Source organism: Variovorax sp. KK3 (genome assembly GCF_001984055.1).
In the GTDB taxonomy this organism is placed as follows: domain Bacteria; phylum Pseudomonadota; class Gammaproteobacteria; order Burkholderiales; family Burkholderiaceae_C; genus Variovorax.
Genome location: NZ_LYVO01000030.1, coordinates 66,404 through 80,888, shown reverse-complemented (window position 1 = coordinate 80,888; position 14,485 = coordinate 66,404). Strand labels below are relative to the sequence as shown.

The window sequence follows — 14,485 nt, the reverse complement described above, 5'->3', positions numbered from 1 at the left end:
GGACGAGGCGCGGCGGGGGCTGCGGGTGCGCTGGGGGCTCGCGAGGCACCGCCCGACGCACTGCGGCGCGAGTCGGAGCGCAACGCGGCCAACCAGCGCTTCGCCGCGCCCGGCGGCCAGGCGCCCGGCGTGGCGCGCGATGCGGCTGAATCACCGCGTGCGGCTGCACCGGCAGCGGCGGCCCCGACGACGCGTGCCACGAAACGGGTGAGATGCCCACCTTCGCCGCCCTGTCTCAATGGAGCCGCATGACCATCGCACCGCGCGGCAGCGCAAGCCGCAGCCTGTCGCGCGGCGAGGCAGCCGAGATCAATGCCTTGCTGGGATCGGCCGCCCTGTCGGCCGTCAACCCGCAGCCGCTGACGGGCGCCGCCGAGTGGCGCGTGACGCTGGAGCGTGCAAACGGGGAAGTGCTTGCAGTCTTCGAACTGGGCCGCAGCCAGGTGCGCTGGCGCGAGGGCCAGAAGCCGCCGACGACCGGCGCGCCCTCGGCGGGCTCGCTCGCGGCGCTGCGCGGTGCCTTGCAGCATGCGATGGAGCCGCCGGCACCGCCGCCCGCGCCGTCATGGCTGACCACGCCGCCGGGCCAGCCGCCGCTTCAGCCGCAGCCGACGGCGCCGGCGGTGCCCGAGTCGGCGCCGCCACCCGAGCCGCCGCGCTGACTCATTGGTGCTTGAAAGCCGCCTTGCGCTTGTTGACGAAGGCGTCCATGCCTTCCTTCTGGTCGGTGGTGGCGAAGAGGGCGTGGAACAGGCGCCGCTCGAACATCACGCCGTCGGCCAAGCCGCTTTCGAAGGCGCGGTTGACCGATTCCTTGGCCGCCATCACCGCCACCTGCGAGAAGTCGGCAATGATCAGCGCGGCGCCCAGCGCCTCGTCCATCATCTTGTCGTAGGGCACGACGCGGCTGACCAGGCCGGCACGCTCGGCCTCGTTCGCGTCCATCATGCGGGCGGTCAGCGCCATGTCCATGGCCTTGGCCTTGCCCACCGCACGCGGCAGGCGCTGCGTGCCGCCGGCGCCGGGGATCACGCCGAGCTTGATCTCGGGCTGGCCGAACTTCGCGTTGTCGGCCGCGATGATGAAGTCGCACATCATGGCCAGCTCGCAGCCGCCGCCCAGCGCGAAGCCGCTCACCGCCGCGATGACGGGCTTGCGCACGCTGCGGATGGTTTCCCAGTTGCGCGTGATGTAGTCGCCCTTGTAGACGTCCACGAAGCTGTAGCTCGCCATGGCGCCGATGTCGGCGCCGGCCGCGAAGGCGCGCTCGCTGCCGGTCACGATGATGCAGCCGATGGCCGGGTCGGCGTCGAAGGCCTGGAGCGCTGCGCCCAGCTCGGTCATCAGGGTGTCGTTGAGCGCGTTCAGCGCCTTGGGCCGGTTCAGCGTCACGATGCCGACTTTGCCGGCCTCGGTGCGGACTTCGATGGTTTCGTAGCTCATGGATGTCTCCTGAAGGAATGAATGCGAAAAGCGGCGGGCGCCTCTACTGCGGCGCCAGCCAGCGAGCCAGTTTGGCCGGCTCCTGCGCTGCCAGGCGCCATGTGGTGACGCCGCTCGGCAGCGTCAGCGGCAGGCGCAGCAGGCGCCGGTCGCGCGCCACGAGCGCGGTGATCTTCTTGAGCGGGCCGAGGTAGAGCGCCAGGTCGTCGAGCCGCGCGATGCGCCAGCCCTGCGCCGGCCGGCCCTTGTGGGCGGCCAGCTCGATGCCGATCCATTCGTCGTTGGCCGAGAAGCCCGCCTGTTCGGCCGCGCCGCCGCGCAGCACCATCTTGACCTGCACGCTGCCGGCGGCCTCGGCCACGCGCAAGCCCAGTTCCTGCGCGCGCTGGGCCGGGTCTTCGTTGGCTGAGACGCCATGCTGCGCCAGCAACGCGGCCAGTGGCAGTTCTTCGGTCGAATGCACCCAGCGCGCGATCTCGCCAGCGAAGGAGCGCCCGCCCACGCTTTCGAGCGCGGCCGCAAAGTCCGTCTCGGCCACGGGCCCGCCATTGCTCTTCGTCCACAGCTGGCGCATCACGTCGTCGAGCGAGCCCTTGCCTTCGGCGCGCAGCGTCAGGTCGAAGCACAGCGCGACCAGTGCGCCCTTGGTGTAGTAGCTGATGGTGGTGTTGGCGGTCTGCTCGTCCTGCCGGTAGTACTTGACCCAGGCGTCGAAGCTGGCCTGCGCCACCGACTGCACGTGGCGCCCCGGCGCCTGCAGCACCTGGTTGGCGGTCTTGTTCAGAAGCCGCAGGTACGACCCATCGTCCAGCAGCCCGGCGCGGCGAAGCAGCAGGTCGTCGTAGTAGCTGGTGAAGCCTTCGAACAGCCACAGCAGCTGCGTGTAGTTCTCCTGTGCGTAGTCGTATCGCACGAACTCTGCAGGCCGCAGGCGCTTGACGTTCCAGGTGTGGAAGTACTCGTGGCTGATCAGCCCCAGCAGCGTGGTGTAGCCTTCGGCCTGCTTGGGCACGCCAAGCTGCGGCAGGTCGCGCCGCGTGCAGATCAGCGCGGTCGAGTGGCGGTGCTCGAGGCCGCCGTAGCCGTCGTCCACGGCGTTCAGCATGAAGACGTAGCGGTCGTGCGGCGGCTTCGGGCCGCCGCGCTTGCCGGCCTTGGGGCCGCGCCAGAAGCGCATCTGCGTCTCGCAGATGGCGCGCGCGTCGGCGATGAGCCGCTCGCCGTCGAAGGAGGGCGGTGCGCCGGCGACGACGAAGCGGTGCGGCACGCCGCAGGCTTCGAACTCGGCGCTCCAGAACGCACCCATTTCCACGGGGCTGTCCGCCAGCTCGTCGTAGTCGGCGGCCAGGTAGTGGCCGAAGCCCTGGCGGTCGGCCTTGGTCGCCTTCAGTGCCGTCGCGCAAGACCAGCGCTGTTCGTCCGGGGCGAGCTTGGGGCCGACGATCTCGATGGCGTGCGGCGCATCGGTCTGGCCGTCCACGCGCAGGCACAGGCTGGTGCCGTTGAAGAAGCCGCGCGTGGCGTCGAGCCAGGCGGTGCGCACCGAGTTGTCGTAGGCGCAGACGCGGTAGCGCAGTTCGAGCGGCTTGCCGGGCGCGCAGTCCACGAGCCAGCTGCACTTGTCGAGCTGCTGCACGGCCAGCGCGCGGCGGCCCTGGCGGGCCTCGAGGTCTTGCAGGTTCTTCGCGAACTCGCGCACCAGGTAGCTGCCCGGAATCCACACCGGCAGTGAGACACGCTGCTGCGCGGCGGGCCGCTCGATGCGAAGCGTGACGGCGAAGAAATGGGCGTTTCGGTCCGCGCATTCCACGCGGAAGTGAATGGCCAGCGCGACCATCAGTTGATGGCGGCCAGTTGCTTTTCGACCTGCGCGGCCGGAATGGCCCCCGGCGTGCGAGATCCGTCGGAGAAGATCAGCGTCGGCGTGCCGGTGATGTTGTACTTCTGGCCGAACTCGCGGTTGCGCGTCACTGCAGCGGTGTCGCACTCGGCCTTTTCCGGCACCGTGCCGCGTTGCATCCAGTCGGCCCAGGCCTTGGCCTTGTCCTTGGCGCACCAGATGTTTTGCGACTTGGTCACCGAGTCGGGCCCCAGCACCGGATACAGGAAGAGGTGGATCGTGACGTTGTCGACCTTGGTCAGGTCACGCTCGAACTGCTTGCAGTAGCCGCAGTTCGGGTCTTCGAACACGGCCAGCTTGCGCTTGCCGTTGCCGCGAACGATCTTGATCGCGTCTTTCACGGGCAGCTTGTCGAAGGCGACTTCGCTGAGCTTCTCGACGCGCTCCTCGGTGAGGTTGCGGCGGGCCTTGACGTCGATCAGGTTGCCCTGCAGCAGGTAGTTGCCCTGCTCGTCGGTGTAGTAGATCTCGAAGCCGTTGATGCGGACTTCGTACAGGCCGGGCATCGGCGCCTTGCGGATCTCGTCGATCTTGGCGAACTGCGGAATGCGGGAGGCCAGGTTCTGGCGGATCTCGGCCTCGCCGGCCACGGCGCCAAGGCTGTGGGCCATGGCCAGTGCGGCCAGAAGTGCGGATGCAAATTTCATGGTGGTGGTGTCCTCGAGGTTCAGGACAGGCCCATGGCCTGCTTCGCAACCCAGTTCTTGATCAGCCGCGAGCGGTCGAAGCCGCGCATGCCCCAGTTGCGCAGGGCCGGCAGCGGGTCGGCGCTGTGCGCGAAGAGTTGCTGCAGGCCGTCGGTGGCCAGGCTCATCGACAGCACGTCGGCGCGTCGCGCACGTTCGTAACGGCGCAGCAGGCGGGCATCGCCCACGCTGCGCCAGTATTCGCGGTCCTTGATGATGTCGGCCAGTGCGGCGGCATCGGCCAGGCCCAGGTTGAGGCCCTGGCCTGCCAGCGGATGCACCGTGTGGGCGGCATCGCCGGCCAGGGCCCAGGCCGTGCCGTCCGCGAGCCTGCCGGTCCAGCGGTCGGCGATGGCGCGAGCGAGAGGCCAGGCCGCACGCTCGCTCACCAGGCGAAGGCCGCCCAGCGCGCCATGGCTGGCCTCGTGCAGCGCGGCATTGAATTCGTCGGCGGACAGCGCCAGCAGCTCGGGCGCGCGCAGCTGGTCGACCGACCACACCAGCGCGAGCTGCTTGTCCGCCATCGGCAGCAGGGCGAACACCTCGCCGCGGTCGTTGAACCACTGGCGCGCGGCGCCGTCGTGCGGCTCGTCGGCCACCACGCGCGCTGCGATCGCATGCTGCGGGTAGCGCGTCACGTCATAGCGCACGCCCAGCTGTTCCCGGGTGGCGCTGGTGCGGCCTTCGCAGACCACCGTCAGCGGCGCGGGCACCGGCGCGGACACGACTTCGATGCGTGACTGGAAGCGCACGGCGTCGGCCAGTATCTGTTCGAGTGCGGGCACGTCCACGATCCAGGCCAGTGCGTCCACCTTCTGCCGCGCGGCGTGGAACTGCACGCGGCCGCCCTCGTCGCCGTACACCAGCATCTCGCGCACGGTGGTGGCATGCGGCGCATCGGGCCAGGCCCGCAGCGATTCGAGCAAAGCCCTCGACGAGGCATTGAGCGCATAGGCGCGCACGTCCTGCCGCGCGGGCGTGGCGGCCGGTGCCACCAATGCCACCCGCACGCGCTCGCGTGCCAGCAGAAGCGCCAGCACGCGGCCGACGATGCCGGCGCCGCGAATGCAAACCTCGGGGGGAAGAGCCATCGAGGGATTGTAGGAGTGCGGGACAATCGCCCGCCACCACCCAAGGACTTGCCCGTGACCGATCTCGCCGACTTCGACCTCCAGGCCCGCATCGCCCGCCTGTTCGTCTATCCCATCAAGTCCTGTGCCGGCGTCGAGTTGCCGGAGGCGCTGCTGACCGAGACCGGGCTGGAGTTCGACCGTGCGTGGATGGTGGTCGACGAGCAGGGCGACTTCGTCAGCCAGCGCGAGCTACCGCGCATGGCGCTCGTGCGGCCGCAGATGAAGTATTCGGAGATGGTGCTGCGCGCTCCCGGCATGCTGGCGCTGCACATCGCCTTCGACCGGGTCGAGCAGCCCGTGCGCGTGCGCGTGTGGAGCGACGAGGTGGCGGCCTACGACATGGGCGACATCGCCGCCCAGTGGTTCAGCGACTTCCTGTCCGAGCCGGGCCGGCCGCGCAAGCTGCGGCTGGTGCGCTTCGATCCCGAGCACAAGCGTCTGTCGAGCATGAAGTGGACCGATGGCGTGGAGGCGCTCAACCAGTTCGCCGACGGCTTCGCGGTGCTGGTGGCCAGCGAGGGCTCGCTGGCCGAGCTCAATGAGCGGCTCGCCTCGGCGGGCCACGAGGCGGTCGGCATCGAGCGCTTCCGTCCCAACATCGTGCTGGCCGGCATCGAGTCGCACGACGAGGACCGGGTCGAGATGCTGCACACGCAGACCGCCGAAGGCATCGCGCAATTGCAGCCCGTCAAGCCCTGCGCGCGCTGCCCGATCCCCGACATCGACCCGGCGACCGCCGAGTCCAGCCCCGAGGTCGGCGACATGCTGCGCACCTACCGGCAGGACCCGCGCGTGGACGGGGCGATCACCTTCGGCATGAACTGCATCGTGCGCGAAGGCGTCGAGCATCTGCTCAAGGTCGGGCAGCCGGTGGCGGCGAACTATCGCTTCGATTGACCTTCTGCCGCGGGTGCCACTGGCCGGATGCCGGGCCGCCACGAATGCCACCGCCTAAAATCGCCGCTTCCCCAAGCAATCCTGAGAAAGCCCCGCCATGAGTCTCCAGTGCGGCATCGTCGGCCTGCCCAACGTCGGCAAGTCCACCCTTTTCAATGCGCTGACCAAGGCAGGCATCGCGGCCGAGAACTATCCCTTCTGCACCATCGAGCCCAACGTGGGTGTGGTCGAGGTGCCCGACGCTCGCCTGGCCCAGCTGGCCGAGATCGTCAAGCCGGAGCGCATCGTGCCGGCCATCGTCGAGTTCGTCGACATCGCGGGCCTGGTGGCCGGCGCCAGCAAGGGCGAAGGCCTGGGCAACCAGTTCCTCGCGCACATCCGCGAGACCGATGCCATCGTCAACGTGGTGCGCTGCTTCGAGGACGAGAACGTGATCCACGTGGCCGGCAAGGTCGACCCGATTTCCGACATCGAGGTGATCCAGACCGAGTTGTGCCTGGCGGACCTCGCCACGGTCGAGAAGGCGTTGGCGCGACACACCAAGACCGCACGCTCGGGCGACAAGGAAGCCATCAAGCTGGTGGCCTTGCTCGAAAAATGTCTGGCGGCGCTGAACGACAACAAGCCGGTGCGCACGGTCGAGTTCAGCAAGGAAGACAAGCCGCTGATCAAGCAGTTCACGCTGATCACCGCCAAGCCCGCGATGTTCGTCGGCAACGTGGCGGAAGACGGCTTCGAGAACAACCCCTTCCTCGATCGCCTGCGCGACTATGCTGCCGCGCAGAACGCGCCGGTGGTGGCCATCAGCGCCAAGATCGAATCGGAGTTGGCCGACATGGACGAGGAAGACAAGGCGATGTTCCTCTCCGAGATCGGGCAGGAAGAGCCGGGCCTCAATCGCCTCATCCGCGCGGCCTACTCGTTGCTGGGCCTGCAGACCTACTTCACCGCCGGCGTGAAGGAAGTGCGCGCCTGGACCATCCACATCGGCGACACCGGCCCACAGGCCGCCGGCGTCATTCATACCGATTTCGAGAAGGGCTACATCCGTGCCCAGACCATCTCGTTCGCCGACTACATCGCGTTGAAGGGCGAGCAAGGCGCGAAGGATGCGGGCAAGATGCGCGCCGAAGGCAAGGAGTACGTCGTGAAGGACGGCGACGTGATGAACTTCCTGTTCAGCAGTTGAGCGCTGGCCAAACGATGATCACCGTCCATCACCTGAACAACTCGCGCTCGCAGCGCGTGCTGTGGCTGCTCGAGGAGCTCAACCTTCCGTACGAGATCGTGCATTACCAGCGCGATCCCAAGACCATGCTCGCGCCGCCGAGCCTGCGCGCCGTGCATCCGCTGGGCAAGTCGCCCGTGGTGACGACCGACGACGGCTTCGTGCTGGCGGAGTCGGGTGCGATCCTCGAGACGCTGATCGAGCGCTACGGCCAGGGCCGCCTGCTGCCGCCGGCAGGCACGGCCGAGGCGCTGCGCTACCGCTACTGGATGCACTACGCCGAGGGTTCGGCCATGCCGCCGCTGCTGCTCAAGCTGATGTTCGATCGCATCGAGAACGCGAAGATGCCTTTCTTCGCCCGGCCGGTGGCGAAGAGCATCGCCAGCAAGGCGAAGTCCGCTTTCGTGATGCCCAACATCCGGGGCCACATGGATTTCATGGAGGGCGAGTTGGGCAAGAGCGAATGGTTTGCCGGCGCTGACTTCTCCGGCGCGGACATTCAGATGAGCTTTCCGGTCGAGGCCGCACGGGCGCGCGGTGGGCTCGACGCGAAGCGGCCGAAGCTCATGGCCTACCTCGAGCGCATCCATGCGCGGCCGGCCTACCGCCGCGCGCTGGAACGCGGCGGGCCTTATGGGCTGCTCAGCTGAGCAGCGGCCGCAAGCACTTCAGGCGTTGGGCCAGATGTAAAGCAGTGCGACGGTCATGCTGACGTAGCGCGCGAACTTGCCGATTGCCATGTAGAACACGCATGGCCAGAAGGACAGCCGCAGCCAGCCTGCGACGGCGCACAGCGGATCGCCCACCAGTGGCAGAAAAGAAAAGAGGCAGGCCTTGGGGCCCATGCGTTCGAGCCATGTGAGCACGCGCATGTGATGCTTGGAGTGCGAGTACTTGTCCGCCACCTGGTGCGCCGCGTAGCCCATCCACCAGTCGACGACGCCGCCCAGCGTGTTGCCGGCGGTCGCGACCAGGATGGCCGGCCAGAACAGTTCGGGGTTGAGCTTGAGCAGCCCGAACAACGCGGGTTCGGAGCCCACCGGGATCAGCGTGGCCGAGACGAAGGCCACGATGAACAAGGTGCTGAGCCCGAATTGCGGCAGCGCGAGAAGCGCCATGAGGGATTCGAGCCAGGCTTGCATGTGCGAAGCAGTATAGAAAGGCGCGATGCTATGTGGCGTGCGCGTATACGCCATGTGCGCCGTTTTCTGATGCGGCGGAAAGCGAAAGCCGAAACTGCAAATCGTTGCAGCGGCACGCGCGAGGCGCCGCTACAATCGTGCCTCATTTTTCAGCAGCCCCCGGCGCGCTCGCCACTTCTTTCCTCTCCATGACCCTGCAGATCGGCAACCTCGTGCTGGAGAACCGCCTGTTCGTCGCGCCGATGGCGGGCGTCACGGATCGGCCGTTCCGCATGCTGTGCCGCGAGCTCGGCGCGGGCTACGCGGTGAGCGAGATGGTGACCTCGCGCAAGGACCTGTGGAATTCGCTGAAGACCTCGCGCCGTGCCGACCATACGGGCGAGCCGGGCCCCATCGCGGTGCAGATCGCCGGCACCGACGCGGCCATGATGGCCGAGGCCGCGCAGTACAACATCGACCGCGGCGCACAGGTCATCGACATCAACATGGGTTGCCCGGCCAAGAAGGTGTGCAACAAGTGGGCCGGCTCGGCGCTGATGCGCGACGAGCCGCTGGCCCTCGAGATCGTCGAAGCGGTGGTTCGTGCTGCCGCGCCGCACGACGTGCCGGTCACGCTCAAGATGCGCACGGGCTGGAGTGCCGACCATCGCAATGCGGTCGCGCTCGCACGGCGTTTCGAGAATGCAGGTGTGCGCATGCTTACCGTGCACGGCCGTACCCGCGAGCAGGGCTACAAGGGCCAGGCAGAGTACGACACCATCGCCGCGGTCAAGTCGGCGGTGCGCGTGCCGGTGGTGGCCAACGGCGACATCGATTCACCTGAAAAGGCGAAGCAGGTGTTCGCGCTCACCGGAGCCGATGCCGTGATGGTGGGCCGCGCCGCGCAAGGGCGCCCGTGGGTGTTCCGCGAGATCGCGCACTACCTGGCCACCGGCCTGCACCTCGCGCCGCCGCTCGTGGCCGAGGTTCGGCGTCTGCTGCTCGATCACCTGCAGCAGCACTACGCGCTCTACGGCGAATATAGCGGCGTGCGCACCGCGCGCAAGCACATCGGCTGGTACGTGCGTGCGCTGCCAGGCGGCGACGCCTTTCGCGACAGCATGAATGCCATCGAGGATTGCGACGCGCAATGGCGCGCGGTCGCCGAGTTCTTCGACGGCCTCGCGGCACGGATGGACCGCATCCCTTCCGGCGCCGGCGACGACGCGCAAGCGTCGACAGACCAGCAGGCCGACGCGCTCGCCTGAACGACGAAGAAAAGAAGAGAAGAGGGCCATGAGCAAGAAACACATTGAAGACTGCGTACGAAGCAGCCTGGACAGCTATTTCCGCGACCTGCGCGGCACGGAACCCGACGGCATGTACGACATGCTCGTGCGCGTGGTCGAAAAGCCTCTGCTCGACGTCGTGATGGCGCGGGCCGAAGGCAACCAGTCGAAGGCGGCCCAGTGGCTGGGCCTCAACCGCAACACGCTGCGCAAGAAGCTGGTCGAACACAAACTCCTGAAGTAAGCCTTTGATGAATGCACTGATTTCCGTTTCCGACAAGACCGGCATCCTCGAATTCGCCCAAGCCCTGCATGCGCTGGGCATCCGCCTGCTGTCCACCGGCGGCACCGCCAAGCTCTTGGCCGATGCGGGCCTGCCGGTGACCGAAGTGGCCGAACTCACCGGCTTTCCCGAAATGCTCGACGGGCGCGTGAAGACGCTGCATCCCAAGGTGCACGGCGGCCTGCTGGCGCGGCGCGATGTGCCGGCGCACATGGCGGCGCTCGAGACACACGGCATCGACACCATCGACCTGCTGGTGGTCAACCTGTACCCCTTCGAGGCCACCGTGGCCAAGCCGGGCTGCACGCTCGAAGACGCGATCGAGAACATCGACATCGGCGGCCCGGCGATGGTGCGCAGCGCCGCGAAGAACTGGAAGGACGTCGGCGTGCTGACCGACGCTTCGCAGTACCCGCAGGCGCTGGCCGACTTGCAGGCCGACGGCAAGCTGAGCCAGAAGACGAAGTTCGCGTTCTCGGTGGCCGCCTTCAACCGCATCAGCCAGTACGACGGCGCGATCAGCGACTACCTGTCGGGCCTGCAGGACGACGGCACGCACGCGCTCTTCCCGGCGCAGAGCAATGGGCGCTTCGTGAAGCTGCAAGACCTGCGCTACGGCGAGAACCCGCACCAGCAGGCCGCCTTCTACCGCGACCTGTATCCGGCACCGGGCTCGCTGGTCAGCGCGAAGCAGCTGCAGGGCAAGGAGCTCAGCTACAACAACATCGCCGATGCCGACGCGGCGTGGGAATGCGTGAAGAGCTTCGACACGCCCGCCTGCGTGATCGTGAAGCACGCCAACCCCTGCGGCGTGGCGATCGGGCAGGACGCGCACGAGGCCTATGCCAAGGCCTTCAAGACCGACCCGACCTCGGCCTTCGGCGGCATCATCGCGTTCAACCGTCCGCTCGACCGGGCCGCGGCCGAGGCCGTGTCCAAGCAGTTCGTCGAGGTGCTGATGGCGCCCGGCTATGCGGCCGACGCGCTGGAGGTTTTCAAGAGCAAGGTCAACGTGCGCATCCTCGAGATCGCGCTGCCGCCGGGTGGCAAGACGGCCTGGGAGCAGGGCCGCAACCTGGTGGACGTGAAGCGTGTCGGCTCGGGGCTGCTGATGCAGACGGCGGACAACCGCGAGTTGTCCATCGACGAACTCAAGGTCGTCAGCAAGAAGCAGCCCACGCCCGCGCAACTGCAGGATCTGCTGTTCGCCTGGAAGGTGGCCAAGTACGTGAAGAGCAACGCCATCGTGTTCTGTGCCGGCGGCATGACGATGGGCGTCGGCGCAGGCCAGATGAGCCGGCTCGATTCGGCGCGCATCGCCAGCATCAAGGCCGAGCATGCCGGTCTGTCGCTCGCGGGCACCGCGGTGGCAAGCGATGCCTTCTTCCCCTTCCGCGACGGCCTGGATGTGGTGGTCGATGCCGGCGCCACCTGCGTGATCCAGCCGGGCGGCTCGATGCGCGATCAGGAAGTCATCGATGCCGCCGACGAGCGCGGCGTGGCGATGGTGTTTTCGGGCGTGCGCCACTTCAGGCACTGAGCGCGCCAGGCAAGCCATGCAACGTTGCGACAAGGGCGGCTTCGTGCCGCCCTTTGTCATCGGCCACCCTTAGGCGCCGGTGCCGAACCGGTACTTCAGCTGGAAGCTGATGGCGCCGTAGAGCCGGTTCTTGATCGTCGGAACGTAGGCGATGTTCAAGCCCCAGTTCTTGCCTTCGATGGCCGCGGTGGGGATCAACGCAGGGAACCAGTTGCCGTTGCGGTAGTTGGGATAGCCGTCGAAGCCGCCCACCACTGCGCCGAAGCGCACGCCGTGGAATTCGAAGGGCAGCACGTAGAGGCCGACGTAGTGCGACTGGCGCCGGTCGCTGTTGTGGAAGGTGCCCAGTGTGACGCGGTACACGTCGTTGAGCGGGTACTCGAAGCCCAGGCCCGGGTTCTTGTTCTCCAGCCCGCGGCCACGATCGAAATGCGCGGAATAGAAGCCAGGGTTGATCCAGGTCTTGCGCAGGTCGAAGGGCTCGTCGAAGCCGGTCGTCGCGAAGCTGGCGGACTGCGCCAGCGCCAGGCCCGAAAAAAACATGCTCAGGGCCGGGAGCAGGCGCAGGGGCTTCATGGGCGGTGGCTCAGCTCTTCCTGAAGATCTGGCGTGCAGCTTCGATGGTGGCAGCGATGTCGTCGTCGCAGTGGGCGGCGCTGACGAAGCCGGCCTCGTACAACGCGGGCGCAATATACACGCCGCGATCGAGCAAGCCGTGGAACAGCCGGTTGAAGCTCGCGCCGTCGGTGGTCATCACGGTGGCGTAGTTCTGCGGCAGTTCGTTCAGGAGGAAGAAGCCGAACATGCCGCCCTCGCTGTCGGCGCTGAAGGGCTGGCCCTCGGCGGCCGCGGCGGACTTCAGGCCGTCGACCAGCGAACGCGTCTTCGCAGCGAGCGACTCGTAGAAGCCCGGCTTGGCGATTTCCTTGAGCGTGGCGAGGCCGCAAGCCGTCGCGACCGGATTGCCCGACAGCGTGCCCGCCTGGTACACCGGCCCCAGCGGCGCGAGCTGTTCCATGATGGCGCGCGGGCCGCCGAAGGCCGCGAGCGGCATGCCGCCGCCGATCACCTTGCCGAGCACGGTCAGGTCGGGCCGCACGTCCAGCACGCCCTGCGCGCCGTGCAGCCCGACGCGAAAGCCGGTCATCACCTCGTCGAAGATCAGCAGCGCGCCATGCTGCGTGCACAGCTCGCGGCAGCGTTTGGCGAAGGCGGCGCTGGCGCGGACGAAGTTCATGTTGCCGGCGATGGCCTCGATCATCAGGCCCGCGATCTCCTGGCCATGCAGCGTGAAGGCTTCTTCGAGCTGCGCGAGGTTGTTGTACTCGAGCACCAGCGTGTGCTGCACCACCTCGGGCGGCACGCCGGCCGAGGTCGGGTTGCCGAAGGTCGCGAGGCCGGAGCCGGCCTTCACGAGCAGCGCGTCGGCATGGCCGTGGTAGCAGCCCTCGAACTTGATGATGTACTTGCGGCCGGTTGCGCCGCGCGCCAGCCGCAAGGCGCTCATCGCGGCCTCGGTGCCGGAGCTGACCAGGCGGATCATTTCCATCGAAGGCAGCAGGGCGAGGATGGCTTCGGCCAGTTCGATCTCGCGCTCGGTCGGTGCGCCGAACGAAAAGCCGTCGATCACGGCCCGCTGCACCGCCTCGACCACCGCAGGGTGGCCGTGGCCCAGGATCATCGGGCCCCAGGAGCCGATGTAGTCGATGTAGCGCTGGCCGGCGGCGTCCCAGAAATAGGCGCCCTGTGCGCGCTGCACGAAGCGCGGGGTGCCGCCCACGGCGCGGAAGGCGCGCACGGGCGAGTTCACGCCGCCGGGGATCACGGCGCGGGCGCGCTCGAAAAGGATGTCGTTCGGGTTGTCGGGCATGGCTGTCTCGATCGAGCGCGGTCAGTGTCGTGTGTCGTGAGGGGGCAGTGCGAGGTCGATGGTCGCGGCATCGTCGTCCGCGTCGTCCTCGTCGTCGTCTTCGGGCTGAGCCCAGAACAGGCGGTCGGGCAGCACGTGGCCCATGCCGGGGCGAAAGCCCGCGTCCAGGCAGCGGTCCATGTAGCTCAACGCCTCGATGGTGGCAGCGGCCAGGTCGGTGCCGCTGGCGAGCAGGGCTGCGAGCGCGCCCGAGAGCGTGTCGCCGGCGCCGGCGAAGATGGCGTCGAGCCGTTCGTACTTCTCGCTGGCGAGCACGGTTTGCGGCGAGGCCAGCACGTTGTCGATGTACTGCTCGGGCAGCACCATGCCCGTGACCAGCGTGTACGGCACGCCGAACTCGTTGGCGGCCCGTGCGATGTCGCGTGCGCTGGGCGGGCGTTCGCCGGCCCAGTCGGGCAGGAGCCAGCGCCACAGGGTGCTGTGGTTGCCGACCAGCACGGTGGTCTGGGGGAGCACCAGTTCGCGGAACGCGTCGAGGTAGGCCTCGATCTGGGTGTCTTCCCACCACGAGAGGTTGGGCATGTAAGCCACCACCGGCACGTCGGGATAGTCGGTCGCCGTCTCGGCCACGGTGCTCAGGTTTTCGGGCGTGCCGACGAAGCCCACCTTGATCAGTTGCACTTCCACGTCTTCGAGCACGGTGCGCGCCTGCTCGGCGACGGCGTCTTCGTCGAACGGGAAGTGGTCGAAGATTTCCGCGGTGTCGCGCGCGTAGGCGCCGGTCACGACCGGCAGCATGTGCGCGCCGACCGAAGCCATCGCCACTGCATCGCAGGCCAGGCCGCCGGCACCGCTCGGGTCGCTGGCATTGAAGACCAGCACGCAGGGCGGGTTCGCCGTGTCTTCGACGCTGTCTTCGCCGGCGTTCGGGTCGTTAAGATCGCTCACTTTGTGGTCGTGCTCCGGTGGTAGTAAGTAAGTCGTCAATTACGCTGCAGGGCGCGCCAGATGGTGGCGTATCTGAGACGGTTCTCACGCGTTTTATTGATACGTTTGGATACGATCGTTGCATTCTATGAACAGGGACCTTAAGCT

General features: G+C 67.6%; 15 protein-coding genes and 1 pseudogene. 8 read left to right on the top strand and 8 right to left on the bottom strand.

Going from position 1 to position 14,485, the window contains the following annotated elements; all coding sequences use genetic code 11:
* Positions 1–252, top strand: a pseudogene (locus B0W80_RS35935) (hypothetical protein); the annotation flags it as partial.
* Positions 249–662: a hypothetical protein gene (locus tag B0W80_RS16410; protein WP_218668912.1), complete on the top strand. Its 414-nt coding sequence runs from the start codon at positions 249–251 to the stop codon at positions 660–662. The pseudogene B0W80_RS35935 and the gene B0W80_RS16410, both read left to right, overlap by 4 nt.
* 1 nt (position 663) lies before the next feature.
* On the opposite strand, the gene B0W80_RS16405 is transcribed toward B0W80_RS16410, so the two are convergent.
* From B0W80_RS16405 to B0W80_RS16390, 4 genes are read right to left on the bottom strand one after another with little or no spacing between them, the layout of a single operon-like run.
* Positions 664–1,443, bottom strand: coding sequence for an enoyl-CoA hydratase (locus B0W80_RS16405; RefSeq protein WP_077000224.1), 780 nt, complete (start codon positions 1,441–1,443; stop codon positions 664–666).
* A gap of 43 nt (positions 1,444–1,486) precedes the next feature.
* Positions 1,487–3,280 carry a M61 family metallopeptidase gene (locus tag B0W80_RS16400; RefSeq protein WP_077000223.1) on the bottom strand — a complete coding sequence of 598 codons (1,794 nt, stop codon included), beginning with the start codon at positions 3,278–3,280 and terminating at the stop codon, positions 1,487–1,489.
* Positions 3,280–3,990, bottom strand: a complete 711-nt coding sequence (locus tag B0W80_RS16395) for a DsbC family protein (RefSeq protein WP_077000222.1) — start codon at positions 3,988–3,990, stop codon at positions 3,280–3,282. The genes B0W80_RS16400 and B0W80_RS16395 overlap by 1 nt, the downstream gene beginning before the upstream one ends.
* A 20-nt stretch (positions 3,991–4,010) precedes the next feature.
* Positions 4,011–5,120, bottom strand: a complete 1,110-nt coding sequence (locus tag B0W80_RS16390; protein ID WP_077000221.1) for an FAD-dependent monooxygenase — start codon at positions 5,118–5,120, stop codon at positions 4,011–4,013.
* A 54-nt stretch (positions 5,121–5,174) separates the two neighbouring features.
* On the opposite strand from B0W80_RS16390, the gene B0W80_RS16385 reads away from it, so the two are divergent.
* The 3 genes from B0W80_RS16385 to B0W80_RS16375 all read left to right on the top strand — a co-directional run bounded on the left by B0W80_RS16385 (position 5,175) and on the right by B0W80_RS16375 (position 7,937).
* Complete coding sequence (locus tag B0W80_RS16385; protein WP_077000235.1) at positions 5,175–6,059, top strand: MOSC domain-containing protein; 885 nt, start codon at positions 5,175–5,177, stop codon at positions 6,057–6,059.
* 97 nt (positions 6,060–6,156) lie between these two features.
* Positions 6,157–7,248 (top strand): redox-regulated ATPase YchF, encoded by a 1,092-nt coding sequence (gene ychF / locus B0W80_RS16380; protein WP_077000220.1) that lies wholly within the window; start codon positions 6,157–6,159, stop codon positions 7,246–7,248.
* A gap of 14 nt (positions 7,249–7,262) precedes the next feature.
* Positions 7,263–7,937 carry a glutathione S-transferase gene (locus tag B0W80_RS16375; protein WP_077000219.1) on the top strand — a complete coding sequence of 225 codons (675 nt, stop codon included), beginning with the start codon at positions 7,263–7,265 and terminating at the stop codon, positions 7,935–7,937.
* Between the two features lie 18 nt (positions 7,938–7,955).
* Here the strand turns inward: B0W80_RS16375 and B0W80_RS16370 are convergent, their stop codons facing one another.
* On the bottom strand, positions 7,956–8,429 hold the full coding sequence (locus B0W80_RS16370) for a YqaA family protein (protein ID WP_077000234.1): 474 nt from the start codon (positions 8,427–8,429) through the stop codon (positions 7,956–7,958).
* Between the two features lie 188 nt (positions 8,430–8,617).
* On the opposite strand from B0W80_RS16370, the gene dusB reads away from it, so the two are divergent.
* The 3 genes from dusB to purH are packed head-to-tail and all read left to right on the top strand — an operon-like array spanning position 8,618 to position 11,520.
* Entirely contained in the window at positions 8,618–9,676 is a 1,059-nt protein-coding gene (gene dusB / locus B0W80_RS16365; protein WP_077000218.1) for a tRNA dihydrouridine synthase DusB, read from the top strand.
* 28 nt (positions 9,677–9,704) lie between these two features.
* On the top strand, positions 9,705–9,941 hold the full coding sequence (locus B0W80_RS16360) for a Fis family transcriptional regulator (RefSeq protein WP_077000217.1): 237 nt from the start codon (positions 9,705–9,707) through the stop codon (positions 9,939–9,941).
* A gap of 7 nt (positions 9,942–9,948) precedes the next feature.
* Positions 9,949–11,520: a bifunctional phosphoribosylaminoimidazolecarboxamide formyltransferase/IMP cyclohydrolase gene (gene purH / locus B0W80_RS16355; RefSeq protein ID WP_077000216.1), complete on the top strand. Its 1,572-nt coding sequence runs from the start codon at positions 9,949–9,951 to the stop codon at positions 11,518–11,520.
* 69 nt (positions 11,521–11,589) lie between these two features.
* On the opposite strand, the gene B0W80_RS16350 is transcribed toward purH, so the two are convergent.
* From B0W80_RS16350 to B0W80_RS16340, 3 genes are read right to left on the bottom strand one after another with little or no spacing between them, the layout of a single operon-like run.
* Positions 11,590–12,096, bottom strand: a complete 507-nt coding sequence (locus tag B0W80_RS16350; RefSeq protein ID WP_077000215.1) for a hypothetical protein — start codon at positions 12,094–12,096, stop codon at positions 11,590–11,592.
* A gap of 10 nt (positions 12,097–12,106) precedes the next feature.
* Positions 12,107–13,390, bottom strand: a complete 1,284-nt coding sequence (gene hemL / locus B0W80_RS16345; protein WP_077000214.1) for a glutamate-1-semialdehyde 2,1-aminomutase — start codon at positions 13,388–13,390, stop codon at positions 12,107–12,109.
* Between the two features lie 21 nt (positions 13,391–13,411).
* Complete coding sequence (locus B0W80_RS16340) at positions 13,412–14,377, bottom strand: bifunctional hydroxymethylpyrimidine kinase/phosphomethylpyrimidine kinase (RefSeq protein ID WP_077000213.1); 966 nt, start codon at positions 14,375–14,377, stop codon at positions 13,412–13,414.
* Between the last annotated feature and the right edge of the window lie 108 nt (positions 14,378–14,485).

What these genes read in the sequence shown, in the direction of transcription:
- hemL (WP_077000214.1), bottom strand. Translation starts at nt 13,390, where the DNA reads ATGCCCGACAACCCGAACGACATCCTTTTCGAGCGCGCCCGCGCCGTG.
- B0W80_RS16360 (WP_077000217.1), top strand. Translation starts at nt 9,705, where the DNA reads ATGAGCAAGAAACACATTGAAGACTGCGTACGAAGCAGCCTGGACAGC.
- B0W80_RS16370 (WP_077000234.1), bottom strand. Translation starts at nt 8,429, where the DNA reads ATGCAAGCCTGGCTCGAATCCCTCATGGCGCTTCTCGCGCTGCCGCAA.
- ychF (WP_077000220.1), top strand. Translation starts at nt 6,157, where the DNA reads ATGAGTCTCCAGTGCGGCATCGTCGGCCTGCCCAACGTCGGCAAGTCC.
- B0W80_RS16375 (WP_077000219.1), top strand. Translation starts at nt 7,263, where the DNA reads ATGATCACCGTCCATCACCTGAACAACTCGCGCTCGCAGCGCGTGCTG.
- B0W80_RS16395 (WP_077000222.1), bottom strand. Translation starts at nt 3,990, where the DNA reads ATGAAATTTGCATCCGCACTTCTGGCCGCACTGGCCATGGCCCACAGC.
- B0W80_RS16405 (WP_077000224.1), bottom strand. Translation starts at nt 1,443, where the DNA reads ATGAGCTACGAAACCATCGAAGTCCGCACCGAGGCCGGCAAAGTCGGC.
- purH (WP_077000216.1), top strand. Translation starts at nt 9,949, where the DNA reads ATGAATGCACTGATTTCCGTTTCCGACAAGACCGGCATCCTCGAATTC.
- B0W80_RS16390 (WP_077000221.1), bottom strand. Translation starts at nt 5,120, where the DNA reads ATGGCTCTTCCCCCCGAGGTTTGCATTCGCGGCGCCGGCATCGTCGGC.
- B0W80_RS16400 (WP_077000223.1), bottom strand. Translation starts at nt 3,280, where the DNA reads ATGGTCGCGCTGGCCATTCACTTCCGCGTGGAATGCGCGGACCGAAAC.
- B0W80_RS16410 (WP_218668912.1), top strand. Translation starts at nt 249, where the DNA reads ATGACCATCGCACCGCGCGGCAGCGCAAGCCGCAGCCTGTCGCGCGGC.
- dusB (WP_077000218.1), top strand. Translation starts at nt 8,618, where the DNA reads ATGACCCTGCAGATCGGCAACCTCGTGCTGGAGAACCGCCTGTTCGTC.
- B0W80_RS16350 (WP_077000215.1), bottom strand. Translation starts at nt 12,096, where the DNA reads ATGAAGCCCCTGCGCCTGCTCCCGGCCCTGAGCATGTTTTTTTCGGGC.